The 17,658-nt window shown below is 39.9% G+C and carries 16 protein-coding genes; 6 read left to right on the top strand and 10 right to left on the bottom strand.

Features of this window, described 5'->3' with window-relative positions; translation table 11 throughout:
- Positions 1 to 27 precede the first annotated feature (27 nt).
- Positions 28 to 843, bottom strand: a complete 816-nt coding sequence (locus tag RV13_RS12530) for a DUF4097 family beta strand repeat-containing protein (RefSeq protein WP_010745610.1) — start codon at positions 841 to 843, stop codon at positions 28 to 30.
- A gap of 87 nt (positions 844 to 930) precedes the next feature.
- Positions 931 to 1,881 carry an aromatic acid exporter family protein gene (locus tag RV13_RS12525; RefSeq protein WP_010745609.1) on the bottom strand — a complete coding sequence of 317 codons (951 nt, stop codon included), beginning with the start codon at positions 1,879 to 1,881 and terminating at the stop codon, positions 931 to 933.
- Between the two features lie 168 nt (positions 1,882 to 2,049).
- Between RV13_RS12525 and RV13_RS12520 the strand changes: the two genes are divergently transcribed.
- The 5 genes from RV13_RS12520 to RV13_RS12500 all read left to right on the top strand — a co-directional run bounded on the left by RV13_RS12520 (position 2,050) and on the right by RV13_RS12500 (position 6,020).
- Positions 2,050 to 2,511, top strand: coding sequence for a DUF441 domain-containing protein (locus RV13_RS12520; protein ID WP_010745608.1), 462 nt, complete (start codon positions 2,050 to 2,052; stop codon positions 2,509 to 2,511).
- 115 nt (positions 2,512 to 2,626) lie between these two features.
- Positions 2,627 to 4,369: an ABC1 kinase family protein gene (locus tag RV13_RS12515; protein ID WP_010745607.1), complete on the top strand. Its 1,743-nt coding sequence runs from the start codon at positions 2,627 to 2,629 to the stop codon at positions 4,367 to 4,369.
- Between the two features lie 263 nt (positions 4,370 to 4,632).
- The gene (gene amaP, locus RV13_RS12510; RefSeq protein ID WP_010745606.1) at positions 4,633 to 5,208 is read left to right on the top strand and encodes an alkaline shock response membrane anchor protein AmaP; all 576 of its coding nucleotides are present in this window, start codon (positions 4,633 to 4,635) and stop codon (positions 5,206 to 5,208) included.
- 11 nt (positions 5,209 to 5,219) lie between these two features.
- On the top strand, positions 5,220 to 5,408 hold the full coding sequence (locus RV13_RS12505) for a DUF2273 domain-containing protein (RefSeq protein WP_010745605.1): 189 nt from the start codon (positions 5,220 to 5,222) through the stop codon (positions 5,406 to 5,408).
- 75 nt (positions 5,409 to 5,483) lie between these two features.
- Positions 5,484 to 6,020 (top strand): Asp23/Gls24 family envelope stress response protein, encoded by a 537-nt coding sequence (locus RV13_RS12500; RefSeq protein WP_010745604.1) that lies wholly within the window; start codon positions 5,484 to 5,486, stop codon positions 6,018 to 6,020.
- 87 nt (positions 6,021 to 6,107) lie between these two features.
- On the opposite strand, the gene RV13_RS12495 is transcribed toward RV13_RS12500, so the two are convergent.
- The 4 genes from RV13_RS12495 to RV13_RS12480 all read right to left on the bottom strand — a co-directional run bounded on the left by RV13_RS12495 (position 6,108) and on the right by RV13_RS12480 (position 9,999).
- Entirely contained in the window at positions 6,108 to 7,058 is a 951-nt protein-coding gene (locus RV13_RS12495) for a P1 family peptidase (protein ID WP_010745603.1), read from the bottom strand.
- 90 nt (positions 7,059 to 7,148) lie between these two features.
- Positions 7,149 to 8,153: a nucleoid-associated protein gene (locus RV13_RS12490; RefSeq protein WP_010745602.1), complete on the bottom strand. Its 1,005-nt coding sequence runs from the start codon at positions 8,151 to 8,153 to the stop codon at positions 7,149 to 7,151.
- A gap of 102 nt (positions 8,154 to 8,255) precedes the next feature.
- Entirely contained in the window at positions 8,256 to 8,927 is a 672-nt protein-coding gene (locus RV13_RS12485; protein ID WP_010745601.1) for an ABC transporter ATP-binding protein, read from the bottom strand.
- Between the two features lies 1 nt (position 8,928).
- The gene (locus tag RV13_RS12480; RefSeq protein ID WP_010745600.1) at positions 8,929 to 9,999 is read right to left on the bottom strand and encodes an ABC transporter permease; all 1,071 of its coding nucleotides are present in this window, start codon (positions 9,997 to 9,999) and stop codon (positions 8,929 to 8,931) included.
- A 113-nt stretch (positions 10,000 to 10,112) separates the two neighbouring features.
- Here RV13_RS12480 and RV13_RS12475 point away from each other — a divergent pair, with 113 nt between their 5' ends.
- Positions 10,113 to 10,703, top strand: coding sequence for a TetR/AcrR family transcriptional regulator (locus RV13_RS12475; protein ID WP_010745599.1), 591 nt, complete (start codon positions 10,113 to 10,115; stop codon positions 10,701 to 10,703).
- A gap of 88 nt (positions 10,704 to 10,791) precedes the next feature.
- On the opposite strand, the gene thrS is transcribed toward RV13_RS12475, so the two are convergent.
- The 4 genes from thrS to RV13_RS12455 form a co-directional block, all read right to left on the bottom strand.
- Positions 10,792 to 12,699, bottom strand: a complete 1,908-nt coding sequence (gene thrS, locus RV13_RS12470; protein WP_010745598.1) for a threonine--tRNA ligase — start codon at positions 12,697 to 12,699, stop codon at positions 10,792 to 10,794.
- Between the two features lie 371 nt (positions 12,700 to 13,070).
- Positions 13,071 to 15,752 (bottom strand): ABC transporter permease, encoded by a 2,682-nt coding sequence (locus RV13_RS12465; RefSeq protein WP_010745597.1) that lies wholly within the window; start codon positions 15,750 to 15,752, stop codon positions 13,071 to 13,073.
- A gap of 134 nt (positions 15,753 to 15,886) precedes the next feature.
- Complete coding sequence (locus RV13_RS12460) at positions 15,887 to 17,230, bottom strand: PFL family protein (RefSeq protein WP_010745596.1); 1,344 nt, start codon at positions 17,228 to 17,230, stop codon at positions 15,887 to 15,889.
- A 12-nt stretch (positions 17,231 to 17,242) separates the two neighbouring features.
- Entirely contained in the window at positions 17,243 to 17,512 is a 270-nt protein-coding gene (locus tag RV13_RS12455) for an ACT domain-containing protein (protein ID WP_010745595.1), read from the bottom strand.
- Positions 17,513 to 17,658 lie beyond the last annotated feature (146 nt).

Here is a 17,658-nt window from a genome sequence, read left to right as displayed (position 1 = left end):
TAGGTCTCCTCCCCTTAAGAAAACTGACTATCGAACAAAGGCAATTTCAATATCTCCATTGCTGGTTCTCACTTCTAACTCCTTTGAGCCGCTATCACGATTGTCTAAATTATTCGAGGCATTGCTTGTCTTAGCGTCCGTTGCAAAATCCTCTTTGCTTCCAATGATCGTTCCGTTTATTTTTGAGTTGCTTGTTTTAAGCGATAAAGACTCCGTCGGCTTCAAATCCATCAAGTCAATTTTGCCATTTGAAGTTTGAAATTCGCCTTCTCTAAACTCCAGATTGTGCAAACTCATTTTACTATTGCTGGTTTCAAAAGAGCCGTCCTCAAATTTCATTTGCGCGAGCTCTAGTTTTCCATTACTGGTTTCTGCATCAACAGAATGCGCATCAACATCATTGATAATCATCTTGCTATTGCTTGTTTCCAAATCGAGATTGTCCAGAGACAAATTCTCTGTCGAAATCTTACCGTTAGATGTTTCAACCTGTAAGTCCTTGAGCTTCGCTCTCGGAATTTCGATGGTTACTCTTGGATTACTGTTCCCAAGATTGAAGAAGCTAAAATTAAACCCTATCGTTCTTTTACGTTCTAAATGCAGAGAATTGCTTGTTTGTTTGATTCGATATTTGATATCTCGGCTTTTCTTATAACTGATCCGTGTCTTGTTTCCAGAAACACCCACAACATCAATCGGCATATTACGATCGTCCACAACTAATTTGTTCACAGCTTTTGTTGTCGTGAAGGTCTCGTTACTCATTCGATTATGAAAAAACATACTGCTTATACTTACTAACGCAGCCCCAACTAAAATTAACCCAATAACCACTCTTTTCATTTTTTATACCCCTTATCTATTTTTCTTATCTTTATCATAAAGAATTTATCAACCGTTTACATGGGACAAAAGACTGATTCTTTCTCATTACTTTTTCCGATTAAAGCCGGCTTTAATTTCAATAAAATCTTGAAAAAGTTGAAAGAGCTGAAAAAGCATCGCGCGCTCTTCAAAAGCCTGACGGCTTTCCGGTAATTGTTTTTGCTGATACCGCTGATCTGTCTCAGCAATTTTCGTTAAAATTTCAGAACCGTCATTTTCCTCAGCTAAAGTTCGTGAGGTAAATTCAAATAATTCCCTTAATTCCTGAACATCTTCAGGGGCAGCGTCCAACCGATTTAGAATTTGTAGCATGTCTGCGAGTACACGTAGCTGCAAACGGCGCATCGCAAAATATTCGAAATAATAACTATTACCAGAAAAGAAGCGGTTTTCTTCGAATTCCTGCGCGCGAACTTGCGCTTCCCGAACGAAGTCCCGCAAAGTTAAGCACTCGTGGCGTAGTTCTTCTTCTTTCGCCGGCTGATTCAAATATGCAGACATTTGCCCCAACATCTTTTTCATCGAAACCTCTACCACCATCTGATCTTCTTGAATCTTCTTCTCTGTATTAGGCATATACAGATTGGCTACTAACGCACAACCGACACCAAGGATCATCAGCAGGTATTCATTGATAATCAGGCTTATAGGCATCTCTCCAGCAACCAGATAATGGGTGATCAGAACCGAGCTAACCGCTATTCCTTCCGCTAAATCAAAGCGAATCGATAATGGGATGAATACTAGTAAATAGAAACCAAAGACTATTGGATGAAACCCTAAAAGCGAAAAACAGACTGCCGCAATCAATGTCGCCAAGGTCAAAGAAAAAAGCCGATTCAAAGCTGTCTTAGCAGTAGAACGTTTCGTATTTGTTACTGTCAAAATCGTAATAATTGCAGCCGAAGCAGCCGATTCCAGATGTAATCCACTAGCTAATAATAAAGCAATCGGTGCTGCAACGGCTGTTTTTATTGTACGTAATCCTATCTTCATTTGCTTCCCCCTTTCCATTAAAAGCTTACACTAAAGTGGCTTTGGAAAAAAGTCGCAACTTCCTGAATAATCTTGTATAGTAGATACGTTGAAAAATTTACCTATTTCTTGGAAGCTATGACTAGTTTATTTCTGAGAAAATTGCAGGATCATAGAAGGTGTGAAGAAATGGAAAGCTGGCTTTTTTTAGGAGTTATTTTACTGATTGCGTTTATCGCAAAAAATCAAAGTTTATTGATCGCGACCCTAGCGATTTTACTTTTAAAACTAATTCCCCATTCAGATAAATTTTTATCCCTTTTAAACAAGCAGGGGATCAATTGGGGCGTTACCCTGATCTCGGCGACCATCTTAGTTCCGATCGCCACTGGTGACATCGTTTTGAAAGATTTACTGAACACATTAAAGTCTCCTCTCGGCTGGGTCGCTACAATCTGCGGTGTGTTAGTCGCTGTCTTATCTTCAAAAGGAGTGGGACTGATCAATCAATCCCCAGAAGTTACTGTCGCTTTAGTTTTTGGTACAATCATGGGCGTTGTCTTCCTCAAAGGGGTCGCTGCAGGTCCTGTAATTGCTGCGGGAATCACCTATTGCATTATGCAAGTCATTCAAGTAGTGACCAATCATTAATCTTCCCCCTCTGCTTCTACAAAAGAAACAGAGGGGTATTTGTAACTAGGAAAGTTCTCTTGTAAGATAGAAGCATACTATTAACTATCAATCCTAAATGTGGGAGGTGTTAACGATGGGGAAACAATCTAAAGCGGCGCGTTTGCGTCAAATCGTAAAAATCGTTAACCATTACAGCGTCGTTAAAAACATTACTCAGCAAAAGAATCCTGAAGAAGTCCGAAAAGCCTTTGAGGAACTCGGGCCTACCTTCATTAAAGTTGGACAAATGATGTCTGTTCGTACAGATATTTTTACACTGGCTTTCACTAAGGAATTACGCAAGCTGCAGGATGATGTGAAAACAGATTCCTTTGAATCCGTTAAATCGCTTGTTGAAAAAGAACTAGAGCTCCCTTTAACCGAGATTTTTGACAATTTTGATGAACAACCCTTCGCCTCAGCCTCAATTGCCCAGGCACATCACGCACGATTGAAAAACGGTCAGAAGGTCGTCGTGAAAGTCCAGCATCCGGGGATCGCCTCCGAAATTGAGTTGGATTTGTCTTTATTTGAAAAAGCCATTCCAATTGCTAATTGGGTACCGGAAAGTAAAGTCATTGATCTAAAAAACATTTTGAAGGAAATCCGTGAATCTCTACAAAATGAGTTAGACTTCAAAAAAGAATTAGTTCTAGCAGAAGAATTTTATCGTTTGAATAATGGTTGGAAAGAAATTCGGTCTCCTCAAATGGTCCCTGCTTACTCCACAAAAAAAGTCATTGTCATGGAATTAATGCCTGGCAACAATTTAAAGGAATTAATCAGTGCCGAGGATGCTAAAGTTGCACATGGCGAAACGACATATAAAGAACTAAAAAAGACAATCAGTGAATTGCTGATAGAACATTTTATGAAGGAAGTATTCGAAGACGGATTCTTTCACGCCGATCCTCATCCTGGCAATATTTTGCTGCAATTAATGAGCAAGGAAGAAAATCAAAAAGATCAGCAAATGAAAACAAAGAACCGCCAGGGGAAAATGGGGCGCTTTCCATATGAATTTACGTATGCAAAAAACGAAAAACTCCGCCCTTTCCGTCTGAACTTTATTGATTTTGGTATGATGGGCACGATCAATCGTGAAATGCAGGCAAAAATGAGCAACACGATTATTGCGATCTATAGCAAAGATAATCAACGGATCACGAACGCGGTTCACGCAATCTGCAAACAGGTCGGCAGCTTTGACGAAGAGAAATTTACCTATGAACTGGATGATTTTTTAAATCGATATTTGAACTTACCAGTTAAAGAAATTGATTTACAAAAAGTTTTTTCTCAGGTCGTCATTATTTGTCATGAGAATAACCTACAGATCGATGACTCGGTCACCATGCTGATCAAAGCCTTTGGTACGCTCGAAGGAGTGATTGAGGATCTTAATCCAGATTTGTCCTTATTTGAAGTCGTTGCGCCGTTCGCTCAAAAATACTTTCTCCAACAGCTGAACTTGAAAGATGAGTTACAAGAAACGGGATTGGATTATCTCACAACATTAAAAGCCTTACCTAAAATTCCAAGTCACGCCTTAAATGCTCTAGACACCTTTGGAAAAGGCAAAGGAAAATTGAATTTAGAATTGAAAAATCAACGGAACCTATTAGAGCGTGCGGAAGCAATGGTTAATCGGTTAGTGATCGGTCTGATCCTTTCCGCTTTAGTAATCGGTTCATCGATACTTGTTCAAACCTCTTCTGAAGGGAATACCTTTATTTCTGATTTAGGAATCTTTGGTTATTCTGTCGCAGCCCTCTCCATTCTCTTCCTAATTGTCGAGAGTCTTTATCGACGATACCGAAAATGGAAGGATCGTTAATTAATTACTTAAAAAGAAGTGTGCACAATTTCTAGCACACTTCTTTTTTTTTCGCAAAAAAATTGCTCTATCATTTTTTTCTCCAAGTATAAAAAAACCGAAAAATGGTCGAAAAGATTATTATTCTTTGCCTTATTCTCTATTAACCTATATAAAAAAGATTTTTTTAATCTGATGATAAGCAGATTTTTTTACAAAAAAGCAATAAGATTCTATTATTTTACTGTAAACAGTTAAATAATAGTGAAGTGAGGAGGTACGGTATGAACAAATTTCTTAAAACCATTTTAATTATTTTCTCATTGGTTTTACTTTCTATTTTTCTATCCGTCGTAGCAATCTATTACTTTATCGCTTCAAATCCGTTAGACCTAAGTGCCCTGCAACAGTTCGTGTTAACGAATAATTATGCTCAGATTTATTTATTCTGGGTTGCAGCAGCTTTAGCAATTTTAACGGTAATCGGGATTTTCATCATCCTGTTTTATCCAAAGAGAGTGACCAAGTTCGTTTTACAGGAAGAACGTGGAAAACTAGCTTTAGACAAGCGTGCGATTGAAGGGTATGTCCGGACAAGTATCAAACAGGAAGACTTTATGGATAATCCCAAAGTAAATGTAGCAGCGACGAAAAATAAAATTAAAGTGAATGTTCGCGGTCAGTTGAAAAAAACATCTGGTTTAGTCGGTCAAACAGATCGTTGGGCTAAAAACGTGGAAACAAAAATCAAGCAATTAGTGGGGGCTGATGAAAAAGTTTCTATTAAGGTAAAACTTCAAGCACTTGAGCCAACACCAACAGAAACAACGGTGACACGAACAGAGCCACGAGTAGAATAGGAGGAATAGCGATGCAAGAATTTTTAACACGAGACAAGCTACCTGCAATCTTCGGTATTCTCGGTTTTATCTTAGCTGTACTATTCTTTACCATCGGCTTTTTTAAAACGATTTTACTAATTTTGATTACAGTTATCGGTGTTGCTCTCGGCATTTACCTAAAAAACAATCATATTTTAGATGACTATTTAAAGAAATAGGAATGAATCAGCTTTGGAATAACTTTTTCTTTTTGAAAAAGTTTATACACTAACACACTCAGGAGGAGAAAAATTATGGAAAACACAACAATCAAACCAACAGAACCAAAAAAAGAAGTTAAAGGTGAATTAACTTACGAAGATAAGGTCATTCAAAAAATCATCGGTATTGCTTTAGAACACGTCGATGGTTTATTAACCGTAGACGGCGGTTTCTTCTCTAACATCAAAGACAAATTAGTTAACAGTGATGATGTAACTTCTGGTATCAGCACTGAAGTCGGTAAAAAGCAAGTAGCCGTTGATATGGATGTAGTTGTTGAATACGGCAAAGACATCGAAAACATTTATGATGAAATGAAAAAATTGATTTCTGAACAAGTAGATAAAATGACTCATCTTGATGTCATTGAAGTAAACGTGAACGTTGTAGATATCAAAACACGTGAAGAATATGAAGAAGACAGCGAAACGGTTCAAGATAAAGTAACTAGCGCTGCACAAACAACTGGGAAATTTGCATCAAAACAAACGAATCGTGCGAAAAACGCAATGAGTAATCAAGCCGATAAAATCGGAGACAACTTAGAATCTGAACCTCGCGTACAATAAGCCATTCTTCCCCATTGACTAGCTGAAACTTGGCTAGTCTTTTTTAAATATCTAAAAAAAGTCATTGCCGTTCGGCAATGACTTTTTCTATAGGTCTTTATAGCTTAAATACTCCTGATACGTATCTGAAGCCTTGGTACCTTTTACAATCGCCTGACGAACCGCTTCGACTGCAAGGATAGATACAGCTTCAAAGCTGGCTTCGATTTGATTTGCACCTAACACAAAAAGAGTATCTCCATCATAAGTTGTGTGGGACGGACGTATTGCTCGCGCAATTCCATTGTGACTGATGTCAGCTAGCTTGTTCATTTTTGCTTTTGGGAACGTCGCATTCGTCATCACACAACCAATCACTGTATTGCCATCAAACAGAGCAGCTTCATTCTGATAATGTTCAAGAAAGAGTTCTTCTGAAAAACCGATTCTTGTCTCTCCCACTTTTCGAGCGCCAGCAATAATTTTTCCTACTTGCTCATCAAAAACATCTCCTACAGCGTTAACAGCGATTACGGCAGTTACCCACAAATTGCCATGTTGCATTGTATGAAGACCGATACCGCCTTTCATCGCATTTTGAGACCCATTGATCGTCCCCACCGTACAGCCTGTTCCAGCACCATAATTTCCCGCTTGAAAAGGTTGTTTTTTAAATGCGGCCTCGCAGGCGCTGCGTCCAGCTTGGTAGTTTGGTCGAACATCAGAACGGCCAATCCGTAAATCAAAAAGACTTGCTCCTACCACATTAGGAACAAAAGTAATTTCCATATCCCTTCCGATATGCTTTTCCTCTAAAAAATCTACGACGCCAGCATTTGCTGCTAAGCCAAAAGCGCTGCCCCCAGACAGCGTCACCCCGTGAACAAACTTCCGATTATTCTCTGATTTCAGTGCATCGGTATCCCGTGTGTTCGGTGAACCGCCGCGAACCGAAACACCGCCTGTAACACCATCCTCACAAAGAATGACGGTACAGCCTGTCATCGCCTCGTTGTCGGTATATTGTCCAATACGAAAAAACTCTTGATATGCGTCCATCTTGTCCCTCCACTCATTTTCTCTATTTTAGCTGATTCTTTGAACCAGCTCAATTTTCGATTTTCTTGCTCATAAAAAACAACCGCCATTTTACAGGCGGTTGATGACTTCATCAACATTCTTGATCGTTACAGAAATTGTTCCGTCAGGATTATTAACAAACTCGATTAGTTCGGGATTACGATAAACATCCAATGGAACAATCAACTCAATTCCGTTAGACAGCTTCAACTTTTGTTTGCCGTACTTCTTCTCTGTGATTTCTCGAACGTCTTTTAATAGCGGGGCTTGATCTACGTACCCCTTTTCAACAACCTCTTCTTGAAACGCCATTTGTGCTGAAACATTATCCTTAAAGACCTTCTGAGCTACAACCTTGGCATCAATTTGTCCGCTTTCCTCTACGATATCGTAGACAGCTTCTTTCACATCAGCGATCACATCATGCTTTTGATTTTCAAATTTTGCACCAATTTTTTCGGCAGCTTTTTTGATCACACGAACGTTTTCTTCTAACGATGGCGCTGGACGACTTTCGATTACTTGCGTGGAGAAGTACAAGCGCTTTTCACCAGAAAAAGGATATTTTTTTTCGATCATTTCATAGCTTAAATTACTTAAATGTACGACGATTCCCTCATCTGCTTTTTGCGATTTGCTTGAAAGCAATGCACGATGAAGGATCAACTCGTTCTTTAGACCTGCCTCGTCTGAATCAACTAGATGTGTATAGCCCTCATGATAATTCACCTTCAAAAAGGCTAAATATAATTGTGTGTCTTCTTCAAATAATACGACAAAGACATCGGCGCTAGGTGCCTCTTCACTTTCTTTATAGGCTTCATACCAACGATTCACGATTTTTTCGCTAGCAGGTAAGAAATCATGCTCTGCTTGTTGGCTTAACAAAGCAAAGGTTGAATCCTCTGCTAAGGTGCCTGTTTTGGTTTGCGCTGAAGATAATTTTTGAATTTTTTTGGTTAAGTAGTCTCGAATATATTCGGTTGCCAAGTCCAATTCACTTTGGCTATATATCGGATCGCCAGATTCCCGATCCACGATATGAAGAGCGGCTTTTTTTAAATAGATATCCATAAATTCCCTGCTTTCTAAAACTTGTATCTTTTACTTCTGTCCATGATTAAAATGAAAACTGTCAACCTGACTATCATACACAGGAAACAGGGAAAATGGCAACTATTGTTTTAGTAAAAGTTCACCGTCTTTCATTTGATACACATTATCGCTCCATTGCGTCATTCGTTCATCATGAGTAACCATCACAATTGCCTTGTTGCGTTCGTGGGTTTCTTTTGCTAATAGTTTTACAACATCATAAGCGTGGTCTGAATCTAGACTGGCAGTTGGCTCATCCGCTAAAATTAATTGCGGATCATTGAATAGCGAACGAGCAATAGCTACTCGCTGACGTTCGCCCCCAGATAAAGCTTTCGGATATTGTTCACGTAGCTCCCAAATATCCAAGGATTTTAACAGTTCTTCGATTTTAGCTGCATTTTTTTCCTTTTCAATTTTTTCTACTAATTGAAATTGCTCCTTCACCTTTAAAAAAGGAATTAGATTCGAGCTTTGTAAAATAAAACCAATTTCCTTAAAACGGGCTTTGGATCGTTGCTTTTCATTCATTTGACTAAAGTCTGCGCCATTAATCGTAATCTTTCCTTCTGTTGGTGTTTGAAGGCCTCCCGCGATTGTTAAAAAGGTACTTTTCCCTGAACCTGAGGGACCGATGACACTAACAAACTCGCCTTGTGCCACATTGAAATCTACCTTCTTTAACGCTGTCACTTCTGTATGACCTTGTCCAAATTTTTTCACGATTTTTTCCATCATTAAAACATCACTCATCTTATTCCCCTCCAATCGCCGTTACTGGATCAACCTTGGTAACCGTGCGCATTGAGAACAATCCACCGATCATCGCAACGACTACCAAAATTAAGCTATAAAGTATCCATTCTGTCCAGTGAACCGCAAACGGCATTGCACTTGGCAAAGCCAAACTCGTCAAAACACTTAATCCTACCGCGATCGCTACTCCGATCACACCAACTAAAAAGGCCTGCGCTAAGATCGAACGAACCAAGTAACTTGTCGCCACTCCTTGAGCCTTCATTACGCCAAAGATGGCCGTTTTTTGCAACGTGATTACATACATAAATATACCAATGATCGCTGTCACGACAACAAATAGGAAATAGATCATCGTATTTAATGTCAATTTTTCTGGGGTATATCCTGGGATATTTTCAATAAACGTCTCAGGTGTCATTTTGTCTAATTTTGTTTGTCCCGATGGATTCTCAATAGATGTCTTGCCCTTTGTCGCTATCAAACTAATAGGCTCATTTCCTGTTGGCTGAGATCCATATTTCAATGTTTTGAATGCTGCTTGATTCAAATAAATTACTGGTGCAAGTGTATAGGTTGTTTCTTTTGTCACGCCAACGATTTTCAGAGTTTGATCATTTACTTTTATCTTTTGATTTAATTTGTATCCTTCAGACAAAAGATTTTCTGATACGATCGCTTCATCATTGGCTTTATATAGTCGGCCCTTTATAACTTTTGGTACGACAAATGCGTTACTTGCTGTACCAAAGATTGAAACGTTGGTCTTTTCCCCACCGCTCTTCTTTTCTACAGCTGTAGAATAAATCCCGATTCCTGCTTTTTCTTTCGCTGTTACTCGTTTAGTATCTGTTTTTTGTAACTGAGAAGCATTAGCAATTTTATTGCTGTCCTCTGATAATATGATAGAGGATGCCCCCCAATCATCTATGGCTGTTCGATTTCCATCTGCTAAACCGTTGGCCAATCCTGACAACATGAACACCACATAGCCCACTAGAATCATGATCCCAACAATCAAGCCATATCTTAATTTCGCATAGCGAATTTCTTTCCACGCTAAAAACATATCATTCACCCTTTCTGACAACAGAATACTCTTCCGGTGACAAAATGTCACCGATTTTGCTCATATGCTATACTATAGAAAAAAGTACCTAAGATATGTCAGGGAGGTAGCCCATGCCGAAAAAAACTTTTCTAAACTTACCGGAAACACGACAAGCGGAAATTCGTGATTTGCTATTGACCATTTTCTACGAAAAACCCGTTAGCCAAGTAAAAGTCAGCGAAATTGTGACTGCACTGCAGATGTCACGAGGGATTTTTTATAAATATTTTGAAGACTTAAATGATGCTTATGATTACTTGATTCACCATTATGCTGGGCAAATCCATGGAGAGATCATCGACTATATGACACGTCAAGAGGGAGATTTTTTCCAAGGAATTGAAGCCTTTCTGCTGCTGTATGTTGACCTAGATACACATACTACGCGCTATCGTCAATTAGTCCTTTTAGCACAAAACAGCTATCTATTTTCCTATCGCCCAGAAGCCGACCATGGAGTTGAAGCATGGGAAGACTTGCTGCAAAAAAATCACTTTGACATGCCGTCACCGGAAGAACAAATTAGTTTCTTATATTTTTCCATGAAACTAGTGATTGACTCATTAACAGACATGTTGGCCAATCAATGGGGAGCGGACGAATTGCTGAGGGATTTTCATTTTAAAACACGTTGGCTCCTAGAAGGCATCAAAAAACGCTGAAGCGAACTTCAGCGTTTTCTCAAAATTAATTCAAAGGGGTCCAAAAGTTGACAAAACTAGACTTTTAGGCACTTGTTACTTGTATTTATTAGTAATACTGATGATTTTTCTCCTGCAGCTGCTGCTTAAGCAGACTTAAAAATGCTGCCTTCGACATTTGCTTAACCGTGTTACTACCATGCTTACGAACGGCGAAAGTATCCTCCGTTAACTCCTTATCCCCAATGACTAAAATATAAGGAATTTTTCGTAATTCAGCTTCGCGGATTTTTTTACCTAACTTCTCATTTCTCAGATCCTTCTCCACGCGAATCCCAGCGGCATGAAACTCTTGGAACAATTCCTCTACTCCTGATTCATGAGTCTGTGCGACACTGATTAGGGCTACTTGTTTTGGTGCCAACCAAAACGGAAAGGCGCCAGCATAGTGTTCAATTAAAATTCCTAAGAAACGATCCAATGAGCCAAAGACCGCTCGATGAATCATTACAGGCTGCGCCTCCTGATTGTTCTCATCTACATAAGTCAAATCAAATTTTTCCGGCATTTGAAAATCCAATTGGACTGTCGCACATTGATGGCTTCGATTCAAAGCATCCTTGATATGGATATCGATTTTCGGTCCATAAAATGTACCGTCTCCCTCATTTATATTGTACTTATAGCCAAGGTCAGTTAGTACTTTTCCTAGAGAAGCTTCAGCTTCATCCCATAATTCGATCTCGCCCATGAAATCATCGGGACGCGTTGATAACTCTACTCCATATTCAAAACCAAAAATTTTGTATACTTCATCTATGATTTTTAATGCCAAGGCAATTTCTTGCTCGATTTGATTTCTTCGAACAAAGATGTGCGCATCATCTTGACAGAAGGTCCGAACCCGCAGCAACCCGTTTAAAGCTCCACTGAATTCGTGACGGTGAACTTGACCAAATTCAGCCATGCGCATCGGTAAATCGCGATAAGATCGTTTGCGATCCTTATAGATTAAGCAATGTCCCGGACAATTCATCGGCTTCAAGGCATAATCCTCATCTGCGACTTTTGTGAAATACATATTGTTTTTATAATGATCCCAATGTCCTGAACGCTCCCATAATCGCTGATTCAGGATCAACGGTGTCTTAACCTCTTTATAATCATACTTCGCCTGCAGCTCCCGCAAAAATTTCTGTAATTCATTGCGAATAGTTAAGCCATTTTCTAAATAGAAAGGCATCCCTGGCGCTTCTTCTGAGAACATAAATAGATCGAGTTCTTTTCCCAACTTTTGGTGGCTGCGTTTTTCAGATTCTTCTAAGTATTCTAAGTGAGCTAAAAGCTGTGCTTTTTCAGAAAAAACAACGCCCGTAACACGCTGAAGCATCTCGTTCTCTGGATTTCCTTGCCAATAAGCACCCGAAACTTTTAAAAGAGAAAAATATTTAGCCATCGGCAAGTCTAAAGCAGTCGGTTCCAGAAAATATTCCGTCACGTTGCCAAAGGAATAGACAAAGACCACTTGTTCAGCATCCAATTCTTCTAATGCTGAGAGCTTTAGTTCATTGTCCTTAAAAACTTCCTTCGCTTCTGAAACAGTCATTCTCGCACTTTTAATAGTTCTATTTGTTTTTATTTGCTTCTTGATATGGTGCTCGAGATCCTTCAAGATTAGTGCGCTTAGCGGTTGTTTCACTCGCAGATCGACCCAAATCGTCTGTTCTTCTCGATGAGCTTTTGCAAAGAGCGCCTCTGGATAGCACGCTTTTATCGCTTCCTGTAGTAAAAGACTGACCAATTGACAAATGGCCGTTGTCCCCTCGTTTGAAGCACAATCATAAAAAGCCAGCTCCGCGTTTTCACTGACTGGAGTTGATAAGTCAACAAGCTCGCCGTCAATACTGCCAACGACCGCTTCTTCCATCAATTGATTTTTTATCTCGAACAATGTGGTGCCTTTTGCCACCTTTTGTTTACTTCCATCTGGTAAAACAATCTCGACTTCCTTTGACATTCAACTCAACTCCGATCCGCATTTTCAATAAATAATACTGATTGCCGCCTTTTCCTTTTAATTTTAACAAAAGGGCTGAAGGGTTTTCAATAAAAAAACGCCCCTATAAATAGGGACGTGAATAAACGTGTTACCACCCAAGTTCCCAAAAAGTTTCCACTTTTTGGCTCGTAAGATACATAACGGGTATCCGCCGGACCGTTTTCGGTCACTCAAAGGGAGTAATTTGTTTCGCTCAATCAGAAGCTTCCAGCCATGACTTCTTTCTCTTAGAGTGAGCGTGGAAACAAATTTTGTCCTTCTCATTGCATTCAACTATTGATTAAAGCATAGACTTGCGTCAAATTTTTGTCAACGCTTTTCTTCTGGATTTATTCATTCGACTTCAGTGCGTCAATCATATTGATATGCTGTAAGCGAAAATGAGTAGCAACCATTACGATCACTGAAAAAAGAATCGTTAATCCACCTGCTAAAAGATAGGCACCTGCACGGATGACCAGTGGAAAAGTGATCGTTTCCATCGATGCCTGATCTAAAATAAACTTCGTTAAGATAATCCCTAAACCATACCCAAATAGGATTCCCAATATGGTGAAAACAAAGTTCTCCCGAAATATATACGACGTTACTTCTCGATCATAAAACCCTAATACTTTGATCGTAGACAGTTCTCGTAAACGTTCCGATACATTAATGTTCGTCAAGTTATACAATACGATGAAAGCCAATAACCCTGACAAAACCACAAAGATCCAAACGATTCCATCCAAATTATCCATAGAGTGTTCTTGTGTTTCAATCTGAGTAGAAATGAAAGAAGTATTGGTCACCTGTTCTGAATTCAGCAGTGTCTTTGACAGGTCCTCTTCTTCTGATTTGGACATTTTTTTACTCTTTAATAGATAACTGTTCACAGCAAAGCTTGTTCCACGAACTTTTTGGTAATAGTCTTTTGAAAGGTACAAGAAATTCCCTAGATAATTGTCGCTGATGTTCGCGATTCGAATCTTGAAAGGCTGCTGATCCTCATCATAGACTGTCAGACTATCCCCTTTTTTCAGGTCAAATAACTCGGCTATTTTTTGTGTGATTACTGCGCCTTCCTCTGGTAAAGTAAATTTCTTTTCTTGCTGTTTTAAATGAAGATATTGATCAAACGCTTTACGAGACTCTGGCACCATCATGGTCAATTTTTGATTGGCCTGTCCTTTCTGCTTTAATTCCACCGTTTGATTCATCATTCCCAAGTGACTGGTGATTTTTTCCTTGTCCGTGAAAATTTTCTCAACCGCAGCCCGATCTGGCTGATCCTTTAGTGTCACGATTGCATCGTAATCAATGATTGGACCAAATTGCTTATCCCCAACCGAACTCAAGGAGTCCTTTAGGCCGACGCCTGCAACCATCAAGGCCGCACACCCAGCGATGCCGATCACTGCCATGATCATGCGTGATTTGTAACGAAACAGATTTCGATAGCTCACCTTTGAATTAAAGCTCATCCGAGACCAAATTGGCGTGATTCGTTCTAGAAAAATTCGTTTGCCTGGTTTCGGTGCCTTTGGTTGTAATAATTCCGCTGGTTTTTCATGGAGTTCCCGCATAAGTACAAGCAGCGCTGCACCTAAACTAGCAAACAGAAAAGCAATGGTCGCCTGGACAATCGGTCTTGATAAATAAAAGGCCTCCACACCTGGAAAATTATAACGATCACTTGAAAGCTCAAAAACAAGTCGAGGCAAGGTATGTGTGCCGATCACCGAACCTAGAACAATACCGATAATCGCAGCCGATAAGGCGTAAATAATATATTTGATGGCTATTTCAAAGCGGGAATACCCAAGTGCCTTCAACGTACCGATTTCTCGACGATTTTCCTCTACCATCCGCGTCATTGTTGTAAAAGTGATCAAAGCGGCGATAAAAAAGAAGAAGACCGGAAAAACATTTGCAATCGCCGCAATTCGCTCCGAAAGGTCACCATACTCTTGAAACCCAGGATTCTCTGCCCGTTGGTCAAAAGTATAGCTGGGGGTTTTCAAATCGTGGATCGCTTGTTCATTCTCACGAATTTTTTTCTGTGCAGAAAGTAATTGTTCGCGGTTGTTGTCCAGCTCTTTTTGCTGGTTTTCGAGTGCGGTTTGCGCCTGTGCCAACTGAGGACTTTCCGTTCCTATCATGGCCTGCTGTTGTTCTAATTGATCTTTCGCTTGATCGATTTCCTTTTGACCCTCAGCCAATTTTGCCAAGCCGTCAGCCACTTCATTTTTCTTTGGAAGTAATTCAGCTTGAGCCTCTTTTCTAATTTCGGCGGCTCGTTCTTCTGGTCGATCCTTGAAGAGTTTTTCGCTTGCCGCAATGTTTTTATCCATTGTTTGTTCATAGGCTGACCCATAGGTTTCTTTCCCCTGTACATTCTTAAAACGCACATAGATAACTGATTTTATTTCACTAGAGAAATTGCTTTCCGGTAAGTAAGCAAAAAAATCAACATTTCCCTTGCCTACATTCGATAGGCCTCGTTCTTCTGTGCTTATATACATTGGAGACTGAACAAAGCCGACAATTTTAAACGTTTTTCGTTTTAATTGATCCGGCTGATCAATTTTATAGGTCTGATTCAGACGGTAGCCCTCTTCCTTGGCTTTCTCATCTAAAACAATTTCGTTTTCTTTTTTAGGCAGATGACCTGATTTTACGATCAACTGGTTTTGCTGACTCTTTTTATTGTAGGAATAAAGCTTAACTACCTGATTCTTTTTGCTATCCGCGTAAAAAAGCTGATAGCCACTCTCCACCTCTGCATCTGGAATCTCTGCTGCTGCTTCCTCATCCCTCTTGGTTAGCCCACCTGTAGAAACAATCTGAAGATTGGAGAGTTCTTGCTTATCCACAAATTGACTAGCCGAATGATTCAGGATTGGCCCCGTCGCCTTGATTCCCACATATAGTAATGTCCCTAGTAAAATAATTAGAACAATCGCGATAAATCGTCCTTTGGAATAAATGATTTCACGTAAGCTTGCCTTTAAATACGTCTTATTTTTCATCTACCTGCTCCTGCTTTTTTATCCATTACATTCTAACACAAAACGTTTTCATGCCTGCTATAAAAAAATTGATACAAAAAAACGCTGCACTTTTTCTATGCAACGTTTTTAATAAAATTCGTTTTATTACATGTTTAGTTTTTAAATGAATGAATAGGTGCGGGAATACGTCCACCACGGGCAATAAAGTCCTCAGAAGCGGCAGCATTGACAGCCATAACAGGCGCTCTCCCTAACAGTCCGCCAAATTCTACCATTTCACCAATTTCTTTGCCTTTGGCCGGAATAATTCGGACGGCGGTCGTTTTATGGTTAATGACACCAATCGCTGCTTCATCGGCGATCATCGCTGCGATGCTGCTAGCCGGCGTAGATCCAGGGATGGCAATCATGTCTAATCCAACAGAACAAATCGCGGTCATCGCCTCTAGCTTTTCAATCGACAGTGACCCATTATTCACAGCATCAATCATTCCTGCATCCTCAGATACTGGAATAAATGCGCCAGACAATCCGCCAACGTGATTGCATGCCATGACCCCGCCTTTTTTCACTGCGTCATTCAGCAATGCCAAAGCTGCCGTCGTGCCATGTGTTCCGACAGTTTCTAGTCCCATCTCTTCTAGTACATGGGCAACCGAATCTCCTACAGCAGGTGTTGGTGCTAAAGATAAGTCAACAATACCAAATGGAACTTCTAACCGTTCTGAGGCGATCTTACCAACCATTTGCCCCATCCGAGTGATTTTGAATGCCGTTTGCTTCACTACTTCAGCGACAACGTCGAAGGATTCGCCCTTCACTTTTTCCAATGCGCGTTTCACTACTCCTGGACCGCTGACACCAACATTAATGACACAATCAGCTTCTCCAACCCCGTGGAAAGCTCCAGCCATGAAAGGATTGTCTTCCACCGCATTGGCAAAAATAACTAGCTTCGCACAGCCTAAATCAGAAGCCTCGGCCGTTTCTTTAACAATACGACCAGTATGTGCAACAGCGTCCATATTGATCCCAGCTCTTGTTGAACCGATATTAACCGAAGCGCAGACAAAATCTGTCTCTGCTAACGCTTGAGGAATCGAATCAATCAAAATTTTATCTCCATGCTGATAGCCTTTTTCAACTAAAGCGGAGAAACCACCTAAGAAGTTTACACCAACAGCTTTTGCTGCTTTATCTAATGTTTTAGCAAATTTCACGTAATCTGTATCTGGCGTCGCAGCGGCAATAATACCGATAGGCGTAACCGAAATACGTTTGTTGATAATGGGAATCCCATATTCTGCTTCAATCGATTCGCCGACTTTTACAAGGTCCTTTGCTTTCGTCGTAATTTTTTGATAGATTTTTTCACAGGCGCGATCACTGTCGCTATCAATACAATCCAATAATGATATCCCCATGGTAATCGTCCGAATATCTAGATTTTCTTCTTCGATCATTCGAATCGTTTCCAGTATTTGATTGGTTTCCACAAAGAGCCCTCCTTATAATTTATGCATCGTGTCAAAAATTTCTTGATTTTGAATACTGATCTTCACACCCAATGATTGACCTAACTCATGAAGTTGTTCACGAGCTCCTTCAAAATCTACGGTAGCATTGGTTAGGTCTACTAACATCATCATTGTGAAATAGTCCCCCATAATTGTTTGAGAAACATCAAGAATATTAATTTTTTGTTCTGCTAATTTTTGACTGACACCAGCGACGATGCCAACCTTGTCTTTTCCGATAACCGTTACTACGCCACGCATTTGCATAACTCCCTTCAGATAATTGTTTCTCATTATAGCACAGTGATGGCAAAACGATTAGAATTTTATGAATTAAATCGGTTTTTTTTACCCAAACGTTCGTGTTTTGCCAGTCCTACTTTTCGCAGTTTGCTTGAATCGAAATC

This window comes from Enterococcus raffinosus (assembly GCF_001886185.1).
GTDB classification, from domain to species: Bacteria; Bacillota; Bacilli; order Lactobacillales; family Enterococcaceae; genus Enterococcus_A; species Enterococcus_A raffinosus.
Note: the sequence above shows the minus strand (reverse complement) of the source record. Positions and strands in the feature narration are given on the sequence as shown.

Bases quoted from the DNA above. Each gene is read 5' to 3' on its own strand.
- RV13_RS12475 (WP_010745599.1), top strand. From the start codon at position 10,113: ATGCCGAAAAAAACTTTTCTAAACTTACCGGAAACACGACAAGCGGAA.
- RV13_RS12530 (WP_010745610.1), bottom strand. From the start codon at position 843: ATGAAAAGAGTGGTTATTGGGTTAATTTTAGTTGGGGCTGCGTTAGTA.
- amaP (WP_010745606.1), top strand. From the start codon at position 4,633: ATGAACAAATTTCTTAAAACCATTTTAATTATTTTCTCATTGGTTTTA.
- RV13_RS12515 (WP_010745607.1), top strand. From the start codon at position 2,627: ATGGGGAAACAATCTAAAGCGGCGCGTTTGCGTCAAATCGTAAAAATC.
- RV13_RS12490 (WP_010745602.1), bottom strand. From the start codon at position 8,153: ATGGATATCTATTTAAAAAAAGCCGCTCTTCATATCGTGGATCGGGAA.
- RV13_RS12455 (WP_010745595.1), bottom strand. From the start codon at position 17,512: ATGCGTGGCGTAGTAACGGTTATCGGAAAAGACAAGGTTGGCATCGTC.
- RV13_RS12505 (WP_010745605.1), top strand. From the start codon at position 5,220: ATGCAAGAATTTTTAACACGAGACAAGCTACCTGCAATCTTCGGTATT.
- RV13_RS12485 (WP_010745601.1), bottom strand. From the start codon at position 8,927: ATGAGTGATGTTTTAATGATGGAAAAAATCGTGAAAAAATTTGGACAA.
- thrS (WP_010745598.1), bottom strand. From the start codon at position 12,699: ATGTCAAAGGAAGTCGAGATTGTTTTACCAGATGGAAGTAAACAAAAG.
- RV13_RS12525 (WP_010745609.1), bottom strand. From the start codon at position 1,881: ATGAAGATAGGATTACGTACAATAAAAACAGCCGTTGCAGCACCGATT.
- RV13_RS12495 (WP_010745603.1), bottom strand. From the start codon at position 7,058: ATGGACGCATATCAAGAGTTTTTTCGTATTGGACAATATACCGACAAC.
- RV13_RS12500 (WP_010745604.1), top strand. From the start codon at position 5,484: ATGGAAAACACAACAATCAAACCAACAGAACCAAAAAAAGAAGTTAAA.
- RV13_RS12520 (WP_010745608.1), top strand. From the start codon at position 2,050: ATGGAAAGCTGGCTTTTTTTAGGAGTTATTTTACTGATTGCGTTTATC.
- RV13_RS12465 (WP_010745597.1), bottom strand. From the start codon at position 15,752: ATGAAAAATAAGACGTATTTAAAGGCAAGCTTACGTGAAATCATTTAT.
- RV13_RS12480 (WP_010745600.1), bottom strand. From the start codon at position 9,999: ATGTTTTTAGCGTGGAAAGAAATTCGCTATGCGAAATTAAGATATGGC.